This window comes from Nitrobacter sp. TKz-YC01 (genome assembly GCF_047824785.1).
GTDB lineage: Bacteria > Pseudomonadota > Alphaproteobacteria > Rhizobiales > Xanthobacteraceae > Nitrobacter.
On sequence record NZ_CP181167.1, the window covers coordinates 2,155,028 to 2,171,482 of the forward strand.

Annotated in this window: 18 protein-coding genes, 1 tRNA gene and 1 pseudogene; 7 read left to right on the forward strand and 13 right to left on the reverse strand. The window is 61.1% G+C overall.

Going from position 1 to position 16,455, the window contains the following annotated elements:
* Nucleotides 1-67: 67 nt before the first annotated feature.
* From tatC to ACMYR2_RS10170, 4 genes are all read right to left on the reverse strand, one after another.
* Nucleotides 68-877, reverse strand: coding sequence for a twin-arginine translocase subunit TatC (tatC, locus tag ACMYR2_RS10155; protein WP_347263081.1), 810 nt, complete (start codon nucleotides 875-877; stop codon nucleotides 68-70).
* A complete protein-coding gene (tatB, locus tag ACMYR2_RS10160) occupies nucleotides 874-1,416 on the reverse strand; it encodes a Sec-independent protein translocase protein TatB (protein ID WP_347263082.1) in 543 nt (180 codons plus the stop codon). The genes tatC and tatB overlap by 4 nt, the downstream gene beginning before the upstream one ends.
* A 179-nt stretch (nucleotides 1,417-1,595) precedes the next feature.
* Nucleotides 1,596-1,832, reverse strand: coding sequence for a twin-arginine translocase TatA/TatE family subunit (locus ACMYR2_RS10165; RefSeq protein WP_347263083.1), 237 nt, complete (start codon nucleotides 1,830-1,832; stop codon nucleotides 1,596-1,598).
* Nucleotides 1,833-2,115: 283 nt separating this feature from the next.
* A complete protein-coding gene (locus ACMYR2_RS10170) occupies nucleotides 2,116-2,778 on the reverse strand; it encodes a protein-L-isoaspartate O-methyltransferase (RefSeq protein WP_347263084.1) in 663 nt (220 codons plus the stop codon).
* A 386-nt stretch (nucleotides 2,779-3,164) separates the two neighbouring features.
* Between ACMYR2_RS10170 and ACMYR2_RS10175 the strand changes: the two genes are divergently transcribed.
* Both ACMYR2_RS10175 and ACMYR2_RS10180 read left to right on the forward strand, forming a co-directional pair.
* Nucleotides 3,165-3,239, forward strand: a tRNA-Asn gene (locus ACMYR2_RS10175).
* 255 nt (nucleotides 3,240-3,494) lie between these two features.
* Complete coding sequence (locus ACMYR2_RS10180) at nucleotides 3,495-3,767, forward strand: hypothetical protein (protein WP_416192869.1); 273 nt, start codon at nucleotides 3,495-3,497, stop codon at nucleotides 3,765-3,767.
* Nucleotides 3,768-3,809: 42 nt separating this feature from the next.
* Here ACMYR2_RS10180 and ACMYR2_RS10185 read toward each other — a convergent pair.
* The 6 genes and pseudogenes from ACMYR2_RS10185 to ACMYR2_RS10210 all read right to left on the reverse strand — a co-directional run.
* Nucleotides 3,810-4,799, reverse strand: a pseudogene (locus ACMYR2_RS10185) (recombinase family protein); the annotation flags it as partial.
* A gap of 94 nt (nucleotides 4,800-4,893) precedes the next feature.
* Nucleotides 4,894-5,346 carry a TspO/MBR family protein gene (locus ACMYR2_RS10190; protein ID WP_009799729.1) on the reverse strand — a complete coding sequence of 151 codons (453 nt, stop codon included), beginning with the start codon at nucleotides 5,344-5,346 and terminating at the stop codon, nucleotides 4,894-4,896.
* Nucleotides 5,343-6,644 (reverse strand): DUF2254 domain-containing protein, encoded by a 1,302-nt coding sequence (locus tag ACMYR2_RS10195; RefSeq protein ID WP_416192870.1) that lies wholly within the window; start codon nucleotides 6,642-6,644, stop codon nucleotides 5,343-5,345. The genes ACMYR2_RS10190 and ACMYR2_RS10195 overlap by 4 nt, the downstream gene beginning before the upstream one ends.
* Nucleotides 6,641-7,873 (reverse strand): restriction endonuclease subunit S, encoded by a 1,233-nt coding sequence (locus tag ACMYR2_RS10200; RefSeq protein WP_416192871.1) that lies wholly within the window; start codon nucleotides 7,871-7,873, stop codon nucleotides 6,641-6,643. Before ACMYR2_RS10200 ends, ACMYR2_RS10195 begins: the two co-directional genes overlap by 4 nt.
* Nucleotides 7,874-7,926: 53 nt before the next feature.
* Nucleotides 7,927-8,274 carry a helix-turn-helix domain-containing protein gene (locus ACMYR2_RS10205; RefSeq protein WP_009799743.1) on the reverse strand — a complete coding sequence of 116 codons (348 nt, stop codon included), beginning with the start codon at nucleotides 8,272-8,274 and terminating at the stop codon, nucleotides 7,927-7,929.
* 277 nt (nucleotides 8,275-8,551) lie between these two features.
* Nucleotides 8,552-9,058: a hypothetical protein gene (locus tag ACMYR2_RS10210; protein WP_416192872.1), complete on the reverse strand. Its 507-nt coding sequence runs from the start codon at nucleotides 9,056-9,058 to the stop codon at nucleotides 8,552-8,554.
* A 147-nt stretch (nucleotides 9,059-9,205) separates the two neighbouring features.
* On the opposite strand from ACMYR2_RS10210, the gene ACMYR2_RS10215 reads away from it, so the two are divergent.
* The 3 genes from ACMYR2_RS10215 to ACMYR2_RS10225 all read left to right on the forward strand — a co-directional run bounded on the left by ACMYR2_RS10215 (nucleotide 9,206) and on the right by ACMYR2_RS10225 (nucleotide 10,157).
* Nucleotides 9,206-9,448 carry a hypothetical protein gene (locus ACMYR2_RS10215; RefSeq protein WP_141382978.1) on the forward strand — a complete coding sequence of 81 codons (243 nt, stop codon included), beginning with the start codon at nucleotides 9,206-9,208 and terminating at the stop codon, nucleotides 9,446-9,448.
* 237 nt (nucleotides 9,449-9,685) lie between these two features.
* A complete protein-coding gene (locus ACMYR2_RS10220) occupies nucleotides 9,686-9,856 on the forward strand; it encodes a hypothetical protein (RefSeq protein ID WP_416192873.1) in 171 nt (56 codons plus the stop codon).
* 94 nt (nucleotides 9,857-9,950) lie between these two features.
* The gene (locus ACMYR2_RS10225; protein ID WP_347264288.1) at nucleotides 9,951-10,157 is read left to right on the forward strand and encodes a hypothetical protein; all 207 of its coding nucleotides are present in this window, start codon (nucleotides 9,951-9,953) and stop codon (nucleotides 10,155-10,157) included.
* Between the two features lie 204 nt (nucleotides 10,158-10,361).
* Here ACMYR2_RS10225 and ACMYR2_RS10230 read toward each other — a convergent pair whose 3' ends face one another.
* Both ACMYR2_RS10230 and glmU read right to left on the reverse strand, forming a co-directional pair.
* Nucleotides 10,362-10,535 carry a hypothetical protein gene (locus ACMYR2_RS10230; RefSeq protein ID WP_347264287.1) on the reverse strand — a complete coding sequence of 58 codons (174 nt, stop codon included), beginning with the start codon at nucleotides 10,533-10,535 and terminating at the stop codon, nucleotides 10,362-10,364.
* 647 nt (nucleotides 10,536-11,182) lie between these two features.
* Nucleotides 11,183-12,541 carry a bifunctional UDP-N-acetylglucosamine diphosphorylase/glucosamine-1-phosphate N-acetyltransferase GlmU gene (glmU, locus tag ACMYR2_RS10235; protein ID WP_347264286.1) on the reverse strand — a complete coding sequence of 453 codons (1,359 nt, stop codon included), beginning with the start codon at nucleotides 12,539-12,541 and terminating at the stop codon, nucleotides 11,183-11,185.
* 144 nt (nucleotides 12,542-12,685) lie between these two features.
* Here glmU and ACMYR2_RS10240 point away from each other — a divergent pair, with 144 nt between their 5' ends.
* Nucleotides 12,686-13,945: a hypothetical protein gene (locus ACMYR2_RS10240; protein ID WP_416192874.1), complete on the forward strand. Its 1,260-nt coding sequence runs from the start codon at nucleotides 12,686-12,688 to the stop codon at nucleotides 13,943-13,945.
* Between the two features lie 63 nt (nucleotides 13,946-14,008).
* A complete protein-coding gene (locus tag ACMYR2_RS10245; RefSeq protein WP_347264284.1) occupies nucleotides 14,009-14,389 on the forward strand; it encodes a hypothetical protein in 381 nt (126 codons plus the stop codon).
* Here ACMYR2_RS10245 and ACMYR2_RS10250 read toward each other — a convergent pair.
* Nucleotides 14,349-15,989: a beta-(1-6) glucans synthase gene (locus ACMYR2_RS10250; protein WP_347264283.1), complete on the reverse strand. Its 1,641-nt coding sequence runs from the start codon at nucleotides 15,987-15,989 to the stop codon at nucleotides 14,349-14,351. The genes ACMYR2_RS10245 and ACMYR2_RS10250 overlap by 41 nt on opposite strands.
* Nucleotides 15,990-16,455 lie beyond the last annotated feature (466 nt).

A 16,455-nucleotide genomic window follows, 5' to 3' on the forward strand; every position in this document is an offset into this window, starting at 1 on the left:
GAAGGTCCTTGCCCGCGAAAACGGGCATTCAGTAGCCTGAACGGCTGCGATTGGAAACAGTGGCGCTCTACTCCGCCGGGGTTTCCGCGGGCGGCGAGGTGGCGGCGGAGGCGGAGGGCTTGGCGGCCTTTTTCTCGACAACGGCCACGGCGAGAATCGAGCCCTCGTAGAGCAGGAGCAGCGGCAGCGCCAATGACATCTGACTCAGCACATCCGGCGGCGTCAGCACCGCCGCGATGACGAACGCGCCGACGATGAAATAGCGTCGCTTCTCGCGCAGGCCCTTCGACGTGACGACGCCAATCCGCCCGAGCAGCGTCAGGATCACCGGCAACTGGAAGGCGATGCCGAAGGCGAAGATCAGCGACATCGTCAGCGACAAAAACTCGCCGACCTTGGGCAGCAACTGGATTTCCGCGGTTCCGGGACCAGCCATCTGCTGCATTCCGAGCGAGAACCGCACCAGCATCGGCAGCACCGCGAAATACACCACCGTCGCGCCGAACACGAAGAACGCGGGGGTTGCGATCAGGTACGGCAGGAAAGCATTGCGCTCGTGTTTGTAGAGGCCGGGCGCCACGAACTTGTAGATCTGCGTCGCCACGATCGGAAACGAGATGAAGGCTGCGCCGAACAGCGCGAGCTTGAGCTGGGTGATGAAATATTCGAGCAACGCGGTGTAGATGAATTTCGAATTCTCCGGACCCGCGACCCAAACGAACGGCCATATCAGGACGTTGTAAATCTGCCTGGCGAAGAAGAAGCAGGCGACAAACGCCACGCCGAATCCGATCAGCGCCTTGATCAACCGCGAGCGCAGCTCGATCAGGTGATCCATCAGGGGGGCCTTGCTGGCCTCGATGTCGTCGTCGCTCATGACGCTTTGGCGTCCCTGCCCGTCTGGTCCCTGCCCTCATGCGAGGTTTCCGGCGCAACCTCGGGCGGTTCAGCAGTGGTTGCATCCTGATGCGCCTGCGGCGTGATCGCCAGCGGCCCGGAGGCGCTCGTCCCGGCGTCGGCCTTGAAGGTTTCAGCAACCCCTGCTCCCAGCGCGGCCGATCCGCTTGCGGAAGCGGCATCGGAGGGTGCAGATGGCCTGTCGGCCTCGGTCCCGGACTTGTCGAGATCCTCGATCCTCGGCGGCTCGCCGAGCGAGTCTGTCAGCCGGGTCATCAGGTCGCCACGGGTCAGGCCGCTGGTGGCGTCGCGCACCTCGTCGAAGGATTTTTTCAGGTCGGCCATTTCAGCCTCGCGCATGGCCTCGTTGAACTGTCCCTGAAATTCAGCCGCCATCCGCCGCGCCTTGCCCATCCACTGTCCGACCGTGCGCAGCACGCCGGGCAGCTCCTTGGGACCGATCGCGATCAGCGCGACGACCCCGATGACGAGCAGTTCACTCCACCCGATGTCGAACATGAAACTTTCCGCTCACGCGAGGGCTTTGCGCCGGTTTCCGCGCCGCAGCCTGCATCCCGTCCTGTTTAGGTCCCTGCCCTGAGCCCAACAGGGATCAACGCGTTTCGACAGCCCTGCCACATCGTGGACGTCGAACCTTGATGATCGCCGCAGACGTGACGTCCTCGCGCCGAGCCGCGTCAGATGACCTTGCTGCCGGTGTCGGAGCGCGCCGCACCGGACCCGTCCGCATTGTGATTGATCGTCTTTACCGGTTCGGACTTTTCCGCGCTGTTCTCATCATCCTTCATGCCCTTCTTGAAGGCCTTGATGCCCTGCGCGACATCGCCCATCAGGTCGGAAATCTTGCCACGACCGAACAGCAGCAGGATCACCGCGACCACCACGATCCAGTGCCAGATGCTCAGTGAACCCATCTGCAACCTCCAAGCCGGCGGCCGGCGTACGGCCAAACCTGTACGGAACGTAGGCCCCGGGATCGGCAAAAACAAGGATTCAGGTTCTCGCGAGCCGCAATAACCGCCCGGAATAACTCTTTACGGCTTCAGACCGAAGCCGCGCTCGCCTGCTGGATTCTTTCACCACTTCAAGGAATCGGTGAAAGACTCTAGCTTTTTGATTTGACGCGTTTTCTTGACGCGAACCGGATTCCATCCTCGGGTCAAGCCCGAGGACATGCTTCGCTCGAAAACGCTATAGTCAGAATACGAAAGCCGGCGGCCGTTCGAGGCCCGGCAGGACCGGAGCCGACGCGTCAAAAAGAGGCCGGCTCCCAAAATCGGAGCGTGAGCGGGTGACGATGACCGCCCGCGGCGCGCCGCTTGTGGCGAATACGCCGACCAGACGTCCCTCGGGCGCAAGCTGCGCGCAAAGCGTATCGAGAACAACCTCGGTCGCGCCCTCCAGAATGATGACGTCGTAAGGCGCGCGCGCGGGCGCTCCGTCGCTCGCCGGGGCCGGAACGATGGCCACATGGCCGAGGCCGAGGCTCGCGAGATTGCCGGAGGCTTTCGTCGCCAGCGCCGGATCGTTCTCGATCGCCGTCACCCGGTCGGTAAGTTTTCCCACAAGCGCGGCGGTGTAGCCGGTCGCACAGCCAACCACGAGCACGTTGTCGGTGCTCTTGATCTCAGCCGCCTGAACCATCTTTGCGACTACCATGGGCTTAAGCAGATACCTTTTCGAGGCCCCTTCGCTGATGTCCAGATCGAGATCCAGATATGCCAGCGCACGGCGATCCTCGGGGACGAAAATCTCACGCGGAAGCGCCAGCATCGCGTCGATGATCCGCGGATCGGTGACGTCGCTGGGCCGCACCTGACCGTCAACCATTTTCCCGCGAGCGGTCGAAAAGTCAGACATCCACGATCCCTCAATCCGTGACAAAGTTCCGGAGACCTATAGCGTTTTCGAGCGAAGCATCTCCTCGGGCCTGACCCGCGGATGGATACCGGCTCGCGTGAAGAAAACGCGTCAGAACAACAATCTAGAGCTTCGCTTCTGATTCATTCAGAAGCGAAAGTGCTCTAGGACACCCCCTTGGTCGATGCAAGCCTTTGCTGAGCGGGCCTTGTCAGCCGTCGCATTTGTCGCAGCGTTTTCCTTTGGTTGCGGGACGTGCACGGCGTGGGACGGGTAACCGATCGATCCATCTGCCTTCGTCCGGGGGTGCCGGGTCGGCATTTCCGCTTTGCAAGCGTCGGAGGCTTTGTTATACGCTGCCTCATTGCGAAGCACGCTTCGCACGTTCCCTGGTAGCTCAGCGGTAGAGCATTCGACTGTTAATCGAATGGTCGCTGGTTCGAATCCAGCCCGGGGAGCCATTTCTCCAAAACGGGCGTAGAAGCGGCTCCAGCGGCGTGTTCGCCTTTGGTTTCGATGACCGTTTCCGCAAGCATGTCAAAGGGTTGGCGAAAGTTCGCGACCACCTTCCCGTGATCCCAAGTGCAGTTCGATAGTAAAAAATTGAGCAAGCGGCGTTTTTCGCGCGGCTCCTGCTTCGCGAACAGCCTTTGGACGTCCCGCGCCAGTTCCAGCAGAGCGACTCCTTCGGAAAGATAAGATTTATCTGCGCTCCGGTGCCGTTCGATCTCGCGCTGGCAGCGTTCCTGCTCCTCGCGCCATTGGTTCGACATTTTTTCGAAGAAGGCCGCATCCACCAGTCCGTCGAGCTTATCGACATACATGGCGTGAATGCGATCGTTCAGCCGCTTCGCTTCCGCTTCAAGCCGCCTGATCGCTTCCTCGTGCTCGCGGCGTTCGTCGGCGTGGCTGGCGTGGAGCGCATCGCGCACCCATTCCAGAACCTCGTCATCGAACCGCAGCCGGCCGAGCAATTCGGTGAACTGTGATTCGATGGCTTCCTCGCGGACATATTTGCGGCGGCAGTCGGCGGGCTTGCCCTTGCACTTATCGGCGTAGCCGGTGCAATGGTAATAGACGTAGCGTTCCTTCTTGATCTCGCCGACCACCGCGCAGCCGCAGGCATGACAGGCGATTAGGCCCGAGAAGGCAAAATCCCGCCTGCCCTTCTTGGCGCCGCGGGCATTGCGGCCGTCCATCACATCCTGCACCCGTTCCCATAGTTCGGTCGGCACGATGGCCTCGTAACGGCCCTGATAGGTCTTGCCGTCCCAATCGAAGCGCCCGGTATAGATGCGGTTGCGCAGAATCGCGGCGACGGTACTTTTCGGGATGCGCCCGCCGCTTTTCTTGAACACGAGGCCCGCCGCCCTAGCTTTCTTCGTCACCTCCTGCGTGGACATATCGCCCCACGCATACCATTCGAACATCTTGCGGATGATCGGCGCGGCTTCCTCGTCGGGCACGATGATCTTGCGACCGTCTTCGCGCGTCACGTTGCGATAGCCGAGCGGTGCGTTCGAGGGCCAGAAGCCTTGCGCCGCTTTCTCGGTCATGCCCTTGCGCGTTTCTTCCGAAAGGTTGTCGATGTAGTTCTTCGCCATCAGCACCTTGATGCCGTGCATGAACTTTTCCGAGGAACGCGACTCGCGCGACAGCACAACGCCTTCCTTGGCGAAGTGCATTTCGACGTCGAGCTCATCGACTGTCAGCCAATCCTTCAGGTTGCGATAGAGCCGGTCGGTCTTCTCGACCAGCATCACGCCAACGGACGGGTGCGCCTTGAGATATGCGACCATCTCGCCAAATGCGGCGCGGCCGGCCTGTTTGGCGGTTTCAACGTCAACGTATTCCTGTGCCACTGCAAAGCCGTTCGCGGAGGCGTATTCCTTCAGCAGCTTGAGCTGGGCCGGGATTGAGAAGCCTTCCTTCTCCTGCTCCTTCGAGGAGACGCGGGCATAGATCACCGCCTGCTTGCGGGCGGGATCAGCGGCGGGTGCGAGTCTGGCAGCTCTTTTCATTTCATTTAGTGTAACCTAAACAAACGCTGTTGCAAGTCGATGGGGCATAACGCGCTCCATGTTGACGGCGAGGCCCCTCGCCGTGACGCGCGCATCAGTTCAGCGTCCAGATCGAGCCGTTCAGCACCGAGGCAAACGCCACCCAGGCCGCGTAAGGCGCGAACAGCCACGCCGCCACGCGATCCCGCCGCCAAGCCGTCCCGATGAAAGCAACAATGGTGGCCAGCAGCAGCAGGATGACGACAAGCGCGGCGCCGACCTTGTGCGCCGAGAAAAAAGTTGGAGACCAAAGGAAATTGAGCAAAAGCGATAGCCACCAGAGTTTCATCGGCAAGCCATCGCGATTCCGCTCAAAGACACGCCAGCCGGCGATGGCGATCAGAATGTAGAGCAGAGTCCAAACCGGCGCGAACAGCCAGTTCGGCGGGTTGAAGGCAGGCTTCGCGAGCGCCGCATACCATTCGCCCGGCACGGTCAGGAACCCGATGGCGAGACCACCGCCGATCACCAGAATGAGGAACACGATAAGCGAAAACATGCGGTTCATGAGATGCGGTGTTCCCTGTCCTTGGTTTCACCCGAAACGCGCGCGGTAATCTTCGCGGCCACCTCTCGCACGGCGTGCCTTTCCGGCTCCAGCTTCAACTCCGCCTCGGCCCGCGCCAGCGCAGCTTCCGAATGCCTCGTTGCGGCGACGCCGAACGCAGCGCGATCGACACCTACCAACGCGAGGAACGCCTTCTGAAGACGGAGATGAATCTCCACCATCCCGGCACCATCCCGCGCAATCGGAGCGAATACATCATCGAACATGTCGCTGACCTCAATCGCAGGAACCCATACATGAGGGCAGTCGATCTTAGCGTCGGTTCTCGAATCGTCGAAGCTCCCCCATTTAGCCAGTAGCCGGACGGCGCGCCCGATCACGTCGATAGCCGTTCCGGGATCGTTGACGGCGGGAGACAGCGCGCGGGAAGCGATCTCGGCCAGCACGCAGAGGCCGAAGCGCGGGTCTTGATCAAAGGTACGTTCCGCGCCGATCGTGAACGCCTTGGCGACCGCCTTGCGGATGTCGTCGTCCTGCGGCCCAACCACCATGGCAACAGGCCGCACCGGGTCTGTGAAAACGCCAGGCAGCGCCGTGATGAAGACCTGAACCCTGGACTTCTTTGCACAGTCCTCAAGCGCTGGTACATCGACATGTTGAACATAGCCGATCGTTTCCGAGAACGCCGGCAGCGCGCTTTTGGGAACATCGCCGGCGTGAACCATCGGGCGGCGCCCGCCGAGATGTGGATACCTAAGGCGCGTTTTCATGGCCTTCCATGTCGCCTCCTCCACACGTTCAATCGTCTCGCCGAGCCGGCCGAACCGCGCGAGATAATCGACCCAGCGCAGGATTGTGACCGCAATAAGCGCGATCAGGCCAATCGTCGCCACCAACAGCACCACGCGCCCCTGATCGCTATAAAGTTCGGTGCTCAACGCGATGATGCCGACGAGGCTAAACAGAAAAGAACCGATGAATGTGCCAAGCACGTTCTTGCTTGTGTTGTCCTCCATCAGCAGGCGCGTAGCGCGCGGCGTCACGTTGTTCGTCGCCGCGCCATAAGCCGCAACCATCGTACTGACGGAGAACACCGTGACCGCAAGCATGCTCGACGCCAGCACGTTGAGGATTCCGTCGATCGCCTTCGCGCCGATTGTGATTGTCCAGGTTTCGGGAACATGAGGCGCAAAAATGCCGGCGACGGCAGTGGCGACGCCGGCCAGGCCGAACAACGTAACCCGCAGCCAGAGCTTGCGCGAAAACAAGAGCAGCAGCCATTGCCAGCGCGCCATCATTCCGCGGCCTCCAGTTCGCGAGCCGCGGTTGGCGCGAGGGCCTCGGCCAGCATCGCGTCTAGAAGGCGGCGGCCAGTGTCTGCGGCTGCGGTGAGGCTTGCCTCGAGTCGGTCGCATAGCGCCATCAGCTCATCGACCTTGGCAACGATGCGGCGCTGTTCAGCGAGGGGTGGGAGGGGGATTGGTAGTCGTTCGGTCTTGCCCTTCCCGAGTGTCGGCACGCCGGTGTTTTGGTTCATTTCATTGGTCAGCCAAGCCACTACCTCGTCTCGGCGGAGAAGCCAGAGCAAGTAGGCCGGATCGAGCCCTGTCATCGGCTTGATAGAAAATAGAGTGTGACTGAACGTGAACTTCTCGAAGGGCGGAAGGAAGCGGGGAAGCCCAAGTCGGCCCTTTCTTGCGAAGATGATGTCGTGTTCGGCGAAGTCACATATCTCTTTTTGAAACTCCCAAAAGGCTTGAGTAGTGAGCTTAGCGGTTTTCGGATTCCATCCGTCGTCGCCGAGAAATTCTCGTGTGGAGAGGATCGGAACTGTTCCGCCCGAATAGTCAGGGTAGCGATGGCTCGGGTTGGCGAAGGTCTCCAAAGCCTGGTCGTCGCTTCCGGTGAAGTCGGCGCTCGGAATGCGGCACTCGAAGCGGGCGATCTCGACGAAGGGATGATCGATCGGCGTCGCCGGCTGAAGCACCCGCTGCTTGCGGTCGGGGAAGACTTCGTCCCAGGCAGAGAAGACCAGCTTGCGCGGCATCAACAGGCAGGAGGCATAAAGGTCAGCCTGCACTTCGATCCGCGCCTTGGCCTGGCTGGATCGGCAAACGACGCTCGGCGCGGAATTGGTTTCAAGAAGCGATATTTGCGCCGGGTCTTTGCCGAACAACGCCCGATGAAGCTGCCAATGTCCGACCTCATGCGCCACCGTATAGCGATAGCGCCCTTCCCTCGCCGGATTGGCGTCAGGATCGAGGCTTTCGTCAATCACGATCCGCTTCTGCTCGAAGAAGATGGCGCCAAGGATATCGGGATCAAACCCGATGCCCGAGCGCGGCACACCGAACAGACGGTGCGTATCGTCGAACTCGATACCGATCTTCAGGTACTTCTCGATGATGTCGTCGATCGCGATAGGCGCCTCGATCGTGACGCCGCGCGCATGGCCATACCCGGCCAAGAGCGCCTGCGCGTCCTTTTCGATCGCCTCGTCGGGCACATAGGAAACGAACTTGGTCATTGATCGTCATCCATCATTTGCATCGTTGAAATCGTCTTCCCCCGATCAAGCGCTCACTTGTCCTTCGCCTTCTGCGCGTTGCGCGCCAGTCGGGCAATGTCTTCGGCGTTCAATCCCTTCGTGGTCCGAAGCAGCGCCGCCAGTTCCACTGGGTGGCGTTTAATGATGTCCGACAGGTCGGTCGACACTCGGCCCGCCCGCGCCAGCAACTCGTCCACATCGCAGCCGATGATTTGCGCAATCGCCCTGACTTTATCTTCGGCCGGTGGCGCGAACTCGTCCCGCTCCACCTTCGACAGATAGGTCGGGCTCACGCCGATCATCTTTGCCATTTCGCGCAAACCGATGTCCTTGGCCTCACGCGCGCGGCGGACGAACTCGCCGAACTTCTCCCCTGACATGCCGACCTCTCTCGTCCCGTGTTTACAAACCACTATACAAGCGCTTCGCGCCAATCGTCAACTGAACCCTAAACACTCTTTATGGAGAATCCTTTAGGCGGCGAGCCGAAGCTCACGAACGCCTTCAAGAACGTGCCTGAAATCGGGTTCCGGCGCGAGGCACATGGTTCGATAATGCGATATGAAGGGGAGCCATTTTCATGAACGCCAAGTTCAGGAAAGAAGCCGGCAGACATCACTCGGGTCAGGCCCGAGGACATGCTTCGCCTGATACGTTTTAGATTTTCCGGCTGTCATACGCCCAATGCAAGAGCGCCTGCCGTTGGCGGGGCCGGCACATGGGATCGCCCGGCTCGCAATGCTTCCTGACCTGTGACACATGCCGCCGCATCGCTTTCCAGCGGCCGATCTGGCGCGCGTCCTCGTCCGGCATGCGCCGTCCCATATAGTAGCGGCAATACCACTGGAACCAACCACGCGGGTCGTCGGGATGAATCCAGCCTTTGCGTCGCCAGACCGAAAGCGGCTGGCTGGCATCGACGCCGAAATAGTTGAGCGAACAGTCGCGGCCCGTGGATGAAAGTCTGGCCCGTGCGAACCAGCTCGCCGGAAACTCGTCCCGGCAGTCGGTCAGATACTTGCCGCAGAATACCCCGAATTCGAGCATCTGCTTCGGAGTAAGTTCGGGCCGGAATGCCGGATCGAAGCCGCGGCCGGACGGCGCCGTCAGTCGATAGCGATAGCCGCTTTGCATCCTGTCGTTGACGGTAATGACGCGGCCCATTCGCTCAGTTTAGAGCGTTTTCGAGCGAAGTGGACACTGGTTCGCGTGAAGAAAACGCTATAGCTCTCGTCGCGCACTTCAAAGCAGACAGGATCGCAGCAGGCGGGATTGACGCTTGCTCCTGAACACTGAACAGAGGAGATTTCGATGGCGGAAGATAACTTTGAAGTCGAAACCGAAGGTTCTGCAATCGCAGCGTTTACGCTGGCTCAATTCGCATTCTGGGGTCTCATCGAGAGCGGGGTCATCTCAACCGAGAAGGCGGCGGACATGCTGGAACAAGGCGTAACAGCGCTTTCCAAGGGAGATTCGGCCAATCGGAAGGCGGCGCAGATGTTGCAAACCATCCTCGACATGGTGCAGCGTAATCAAAGGTCGAGCGTGAACTAGAGCATGATCCCGACCCGAGGGGCCACGACGGCGCAAGGTGGAACCGGTTTTCGGAAAAGATCGTGCTCGAACAACAGATAAGCGACGAATCTGATTCAACGCGGTTGAATCAGACTCCGGAGCAGGCCCGAGGGCGCGCTCGCTCGAAAATGCCATGAACCGCTGGTGAGTGTCATGTCATCAAACATAGAACCGCTGGCGCGAGCGATGGCAGAACGAATCTGCCGGTCTCAACTCATGAATGAATCGGAAATTCCGGGCTGGGTGGACCGCCACTGGGAGGTCGCAGCCGCAATGCTGGAGTCCGGCGCCATGGACGAAATGGGCGAATGGCAACCCGGGCAGGACTGGCGACGTGGCCTGGAAGCGTACCGCGAACGACTGGCCGCGAAGCACACCATCCGATAAAATCCAGCTTTGACCCCTCTCGACCCCCGCCCGGGAAAAGGGCATGATCAGGATCTGGACGCCTTTTCCCTCCGTCCCCATCCGAAGGTCTCCGATGGACGTATTCCCCGATCAACTGAGCATCGTCACGGTGAACGCTTCACGCCCCTTGATCCGGCCTGACGGTCGCTACGCGATAGAGCTGGCGACGACAGAACTTGGCTCGATCGCGTTCGAGGTCGATGAGCATGCACTTTACGCCCTGCGTCAGGCCATAGGTGAAATCGAGACGGAAATGAAACGGAGACCCGGAAGGGCCTGATCCGGCCAGCCGAGGCTGCTACCGCCTCGTGGAGGGATACGGTTTTTCGATCTCCGTCCGCACCCGGAAGCCCTATTAGAGCATTTTCGAGCGAAGCATGTCCTCGGGCTTGACCCGAGGATGGACACCGGTTCGCGTGAAGAAAACGCGTCAAAACAAAAATCATAGAGCCCCGCTTCTGATTCTGTCAGAAGCGGAAAGGCTCTAGGCATTCGCAATCTTTTCGCCCTGCAGCGTCAGTTCCTGCTGCCAGATGCTGCCGGTATGGGTCTCCTTGCCTGTCTTCTGAACAGCCGCGATCAGCGCATTGAGGCCCAGCAATGTTGCGATGATGAGAATAACCATCAAGACAGCTTTGATCTTCTTCTCGTTATCCATTTCGTTTCGTTCCTCTCATGACAACCGGAAAGATGCGCCGATGGAAACGGCGCGACCGTGCGTCTGATGATGTGCGGGGTGAAAAGGCTGATCAGGGTCACTCTCGAACAGATGAGGTCGCCGCAGCAGGTGTTCCAGACACTATGCTGTTTTCCAGCGCTTCGCGACGGGATTTTATCGCCTCACGCAGAATCGCTCTGGCCCGGGTTCCGCCGGCTCCCTTGAGCCACCGTCACGACCATTCGACTTTGCGGCCTCCTTTTAACGGGCACGCAACGTTTATACGGAAAGCTCCCAATAGCGCTTTCGGGCGAAGCAGGTCCTGCGGGGCTTGACCCCGGGGAGGAAAACATCGGTTCGCGTGAACAAGTATGGGGACCATGGAACCGTGAGCGACACACGCGACGCAAATGGCCGAGCCGGGCCGCAACGATTCTCCCGCGCATCGACGCGGTCGCTTGCGCAAACGTCATCCCGTCTTGCCCATTGGCCGCCGCCGTTCCGCAGTACGGCCACGAAGCCGAAGATCGTCCGCCATAAGCCGGATGAGAAACCACAGCGTGCAAAGCCTCGCGGCTGGCGCCTCACGCGGGCCATGTTCTCCGAATTCGAGGAAGAGTGAATCGTCGGCAAACTCGGTTCCTTCCTCAACCGGTCTTCTGTTTCCTGGCGAGCAGCTTCATCTCGCGGAATCTCTTTGCCCAGCCCTCGCGCAGGGTTTGCTGGCCCCGGCCGACCGCGAGCGCGTCGTCCGGCACGTTCTTCGTCACGACCGAACCCGATCCCACATAAGCCCCGGCCCCGATCCTGAGCGGCGCGACCAGTGAGGAGTTGGAGCCGACGAACGCCCGCTCGCCGATCTCGGTGCGATGCTTGTTGAAGCCGTCATAGTTGCAGGTGATGGTGCCCGCGCCGATGTTGGCGTTGGCCCCCACATGGGCATCGCCGATATACGTCAGGTGATTGACCTTGGCGCCGGCTTCGAGAACGGCAGCCTTGGTCTCGACGAAATTCCCGATCCGCGCGCCCTCGCCCACCGACGTTCCCGGTCGCAGCCGGGCATAGGGGCCGACGGAAGCGTTCCTGCCGATTGATGCCTGCACGAGGTGGGAGAATGCGTGAATCACCGCGCCGTCGGCGATAGTCACGCCCTGCCCGATGATGACGTAGGGCTCGATTGTCACGTCCTTGCCGAATGAGGTGTCAGCGGAAAGAAAGACCGTTTCGGGCGCCACCATGGTCACGCCAGTGTCGAGCGCTGCCTTGCGCAGCCGCGCCTGCATGACCTGTTCGGCCTCGGCCAGTTGAGCCTTGGTGTTGATGCCGCGCACCTCGTCCTCGCCGGTTTCGATCACCGCCGCCGTCAGACCCAGCTCGCCGACGATGCCGACGGCGTCGGTGAGATAGTATTCGCCCTTGCTGTTGGCGTTGCCGATCTTTTCAATGATCTGCAGCGCCGTCCTGCCGTCGAAGGCCATGACGCCGGCGTTGCAAAGCGTCATGCGGCGTTCGTCGGAGCTGGCGTCCGCATCCTCGCGGATCGCCGTAAGCCGGCCATCGGTCACGATCAGCCTGCCGTATCCCGTGGGATCGCCGGCATGAAAGCCGAGCACGGCCAGCGACGCACCGGCCCGCAACGGCGCCCGCATCCTCTCGAACGTATCGGCCGAGATCAGCGGCGTGTCGCCGAACGCTATCAGCAGATCGTCGGCGCCGCGGATGATGGCTTCCTTCGCGGCGAGGACAGCATGTGCCGTTCCCAGGCGCTGGTCCTGGACGAACGTCATGGCGTCGGGCCGCACCCGCCTCGCTTCATCCGCCACGGCCTGATGGCCGGGACCAACGACAACCGCCAGCGTCGTCCCGGGACCGCCCGGCGCGGCCCCCAGCACATGCGACAACAGCGTCTGTCCCCCCACCGGATGCAGCACTTTAGGCAGCGAGGAGCGCATCCGCGTCCCCTCACCCGCAGCCAGCACGATGGTCAGACAATTCCGGCCGCTCATTCGAATCCTCATAGCTGGCGCATCAAACGTCGCCGTCATTAATCTTTTTTCTCGAAACTGAAAACCGGCCGGCTTCCCTGAGATCGGGCAGGTTTCCTGCTAACATTTCGCCATGATTCGGAGCGGGGGTCCGGCATCATCATTATGGCGAAGAATCAGAACGGCTTAGCCGAAAGCGCAGGGGCCGATGAAAGCAGCGGCCGGCCGGGCGGCTTTCTTGCCGACGAGGACGGATTCGACCGCCGCACCATATGGCGGCTCGGATCTTGGGGCGTCGGGTCCATCGGAGCCGTCATCGTCGCTCTCCTGGCATACAATTCCGGCGCCTCTCTCCGGTCCCGACCGCTCGTCGCTGTCGATCTCGCAAAACCATCGCCGCCGTTGGAGATCGTGCGGGCGGCCGAGAAGAAAATCGAACGCCTTTCGTCCGCCATCGACACGTTGAACAGCGATCGCGACCGGCTGTTCGCCCGTATCACCGCGATCGAGCAGGGTTTCGAATCTGTCACCGGCTCCATAAGCCGGAACGCGTCACGGACCAACGCTGTCGCCACGACGACCTCGACGCCGGCGGCCAGTGAGCCCGCTCCGGCCAGAGAACCTGATTCACCGGGCGCGGACGCATCGACAGCCGCGAATGCGTCGCTCTCCGCGCCGGCCGCTTTCATCACCACCGCCGCGGCGGCAGCGGTGAAGCCTCCGGTCGCCGCATCTTCTTCCGTAGCTGCATCAACGCCCGCGATAGCCGCACATGATCCGCCCGCAACAATACCTGGCGGACACGATGACACGGCCACGCCCGGGACCACGAAATCCGAACCTGATAAAAACCTTCACCGTCACAAGGAAGCGCAGATCGTTGCTGCATCCATTTCCCCGGTCGCGGACACCCTGCAATCCCCCTCGCCCACCATGGCATCGTCTCTTGAAACGGTGAGAGACACGAGCCCCGTCCCGGTGCCGCGCACCGAGTTCGGCGTCGACCTCGGAGGCGCCGTGTCGATCAAAGGTCTGCGAACGCTCTGGCAAAGCCTTCTGAAATCAGAGCCTAAGGAATTGGCTTCGCTGCATCCGATCATCGTGCTGAAGGAAACCAGCAACGGCAACGGCATTCAGATACGCCTGGTCGCTGGGCCGCTCACCGACGCGGCAACCGCCGCCAGGATCTGCGCGGTGCTGTCCGAGAACGGCCGAACCTGCGGCACCACCGTCTTCGACGGCCAGCGCCTCGCCATGAATGAAGACGGCAAGGACGGCGCTGGCGCCATCGCGACAAAAAAGCCGAAAGCACCGCCCGCTTCGCGGCGCCGTCCAGCCCGCAAATCGGCGCGAGTCGAGGAGCCGGCGAAGCCCCCGTCACCGCCTCCGAAGCCGGCGGCATTCAGCCCGTTCTTTTCACGCTGACTCCATCCGGTGGCGGCCGGATTCCGGGTTGTCCGCTCCACCGATCCGGATCATATTCACGCGATGAAAAAAGATCCGTTCCGACTGACGCCTTATCAGGTGCAATGGCTGCTGATCGTGGGATTCCTGAGCGTCGGTTATGCGCTCTATCTGCGCTATCTCGCGATTGAATTATCGACGGTATCACTGGCGTGCGACTCGGGCCTGCAAACCATGCTGTGCCGGGGCCGGAGCGTCGCCACCTACCTGTTTCGCAACCAGGTCTTCGGAATCGCAGCGCTGGTCGTCGCGGTGCTGCATATCATGCGGCCCTCGATCGTGCTTCTGACAGCGGGGTTGAGCGCCGCCGGCTTCGGAATCGTGCTCTACAATGCCGGTCTTTCGGGCCTCGCGATCGGCCTGCTTATCCTTGGGTTTGCGCGGCCCGCGCCCGCCACAGCGTGATCCCGAGCATAGCGTACACCACACAGGTCCAGAGCGACTGCCAGTTCTTCGGGCCTTCGTTAAATCCGATATAGACCGCCGCGATTATCAACAGGCCGGCGAAAGCCGATTCCGCGATGGGGCGAACGCCGGTGAGCGGACGATTGAGCCATGCCAGCGCCCAGAACGGCGCCACGGCCATCGACAACGCGGCGAAGGGAAAATCCCGGTACCGTGGATCAAAGACAAAGCCGAGCGCCGTCTCCGCCGCGATCAAGGTGGTCACGAGCAGCGTTATCCCCAGCATCACCGTCAGCACCGAACCGGTGCGGCCCGGGCGCGGACCTATCAATTCGACGAATGTCGGCAGCGCGCGCCCCGACATCAGGGCGTTCGCACCCAACAACGGAGCGATGACCCCCGCCGCCAGCAGCGCCCCCCAGCGCAGCGAGTTGCCGAGCCCGTAGCTTTCGTAACACAGCTTGTCAGCGGCCACCCCGAGTAGGATTCCCGCCGTCGTCGCCGAGACCGCCACCGCGATCCAGGACATCCACCTCGGCTTCCAGGGCTTCCGCCGCAACGTCAGCATGGCGACGCCGAAGACAAGGACACATAAGCCCATCCCCGCGCCCATCTGGATCTTCCACAACGGGAAATTGCGAACGGGTTCGCCGGCTGGATATTTCAGCTCGCGCGGATCAGCCTCGATCAGGCCCCAGTTGCCGCCGACCGTACCTTCGAGCTGGCGCTTCCAGGGCTGGTCATAGGCCTCGATCAGGTTGACGCGGAATTTCTCGCGTTTCGCCATGTCGAGAATTTCGGACACCACACGCGCCTGATTGGCGCGCGACGGCAGCGCGCCTTCCCGCATCCGGCCGGCGCTCGGCCATCCGGTCTCGCCGATCAGGATTTCCTTGGCGGGAAAGGACGCCGCGACCTGCTTGCGGATCGCGCCGACATGCGCCGCGGCGTTGCGCGAGCGAATAGGAATATCCTCCCAGTAGGGCAGGATATGAATGGTCACGAAATCGACCGCGTCATAGACCTCGCGGTTGCGCAGCCAGTATTCCCACACGTCCGCGTAGGTCACCGGCACCTTCACCTGCGACTTCACCAGCCGGATATTCGCCGCGAGATCGGAGGCGGTCATCTCCCCGCGCAGCAGAACCTCGTTACCGACGACGAGCGCGGTGATGACGTTGGGATATTCCTTCGCAAGACCGATCGCGACATTGATCTGGGCCAGATTCTTCAATCGGTTATTGCCGAGCCAGATGCCCTGAATGACCTTGAGGCCAACCTTCTCGGCGAGAGCGGGCAGCCGGTCGAGGCCGTTCTCGATCGAGTAGGTCCTGACGCAATTCGAGATCTTCGCCAGCTGGGCAAGATCTTCGGCAATCTGCTCGGGCGCGATCTCGGTCGTGGCGACCAGCGGGGTCTGTTGTCCCCGGAACGGTGCATAGGACACGCATTCCAGCTTCGCCGCCGGGTCGATCGGAGCCCGCGCAAGCCGGATCGGCGCGGCGAGCCACCACCATGCTGCCGCGATCAGACCGAGCGAAATGATGAGAAGCGCCAGTGGCGTGCGAAATGAAATCGGCCCTGTCCTCCGCCAGAACATTTTTGCTTCTGATCAAATCAAAAGCAAAGCTCCAGCGCGTATTCCGCAAAAAAGTGGATACCGGTTCTGCGATCAGAATACGCGCAAGTTTTCGATAGAGAGCATTTTCTTCACACTAACCGGAGTCGACCTGCCGGAAAATGCTCTATAGTATTGTTTTAAGACGTTTTCTTCGCGCGAACCGATACCCGCTTCGCTCGAAAACGCGAGAGAGCCGTCCGATTAGCTTGTCGTAACCCTTCTGCCAAGAGCCGCTTCGAAGAGCCACTGCCAAGTGCCGCGGCATGGCCCACCACAATCATCCGGCCACGTTCGTCCCTGATGCGATCAAACCTCCCATTTGCTGGACAAAACTCAGAATCTCCGTCATTTGGGAATCTTTGCGGGCGAATTTGACATTCGCGATCGGCCTGCGCGATCGGCCTGGCCGCGCCTCGCGGCGAATGTTCAGAATCGCGCGACCAGG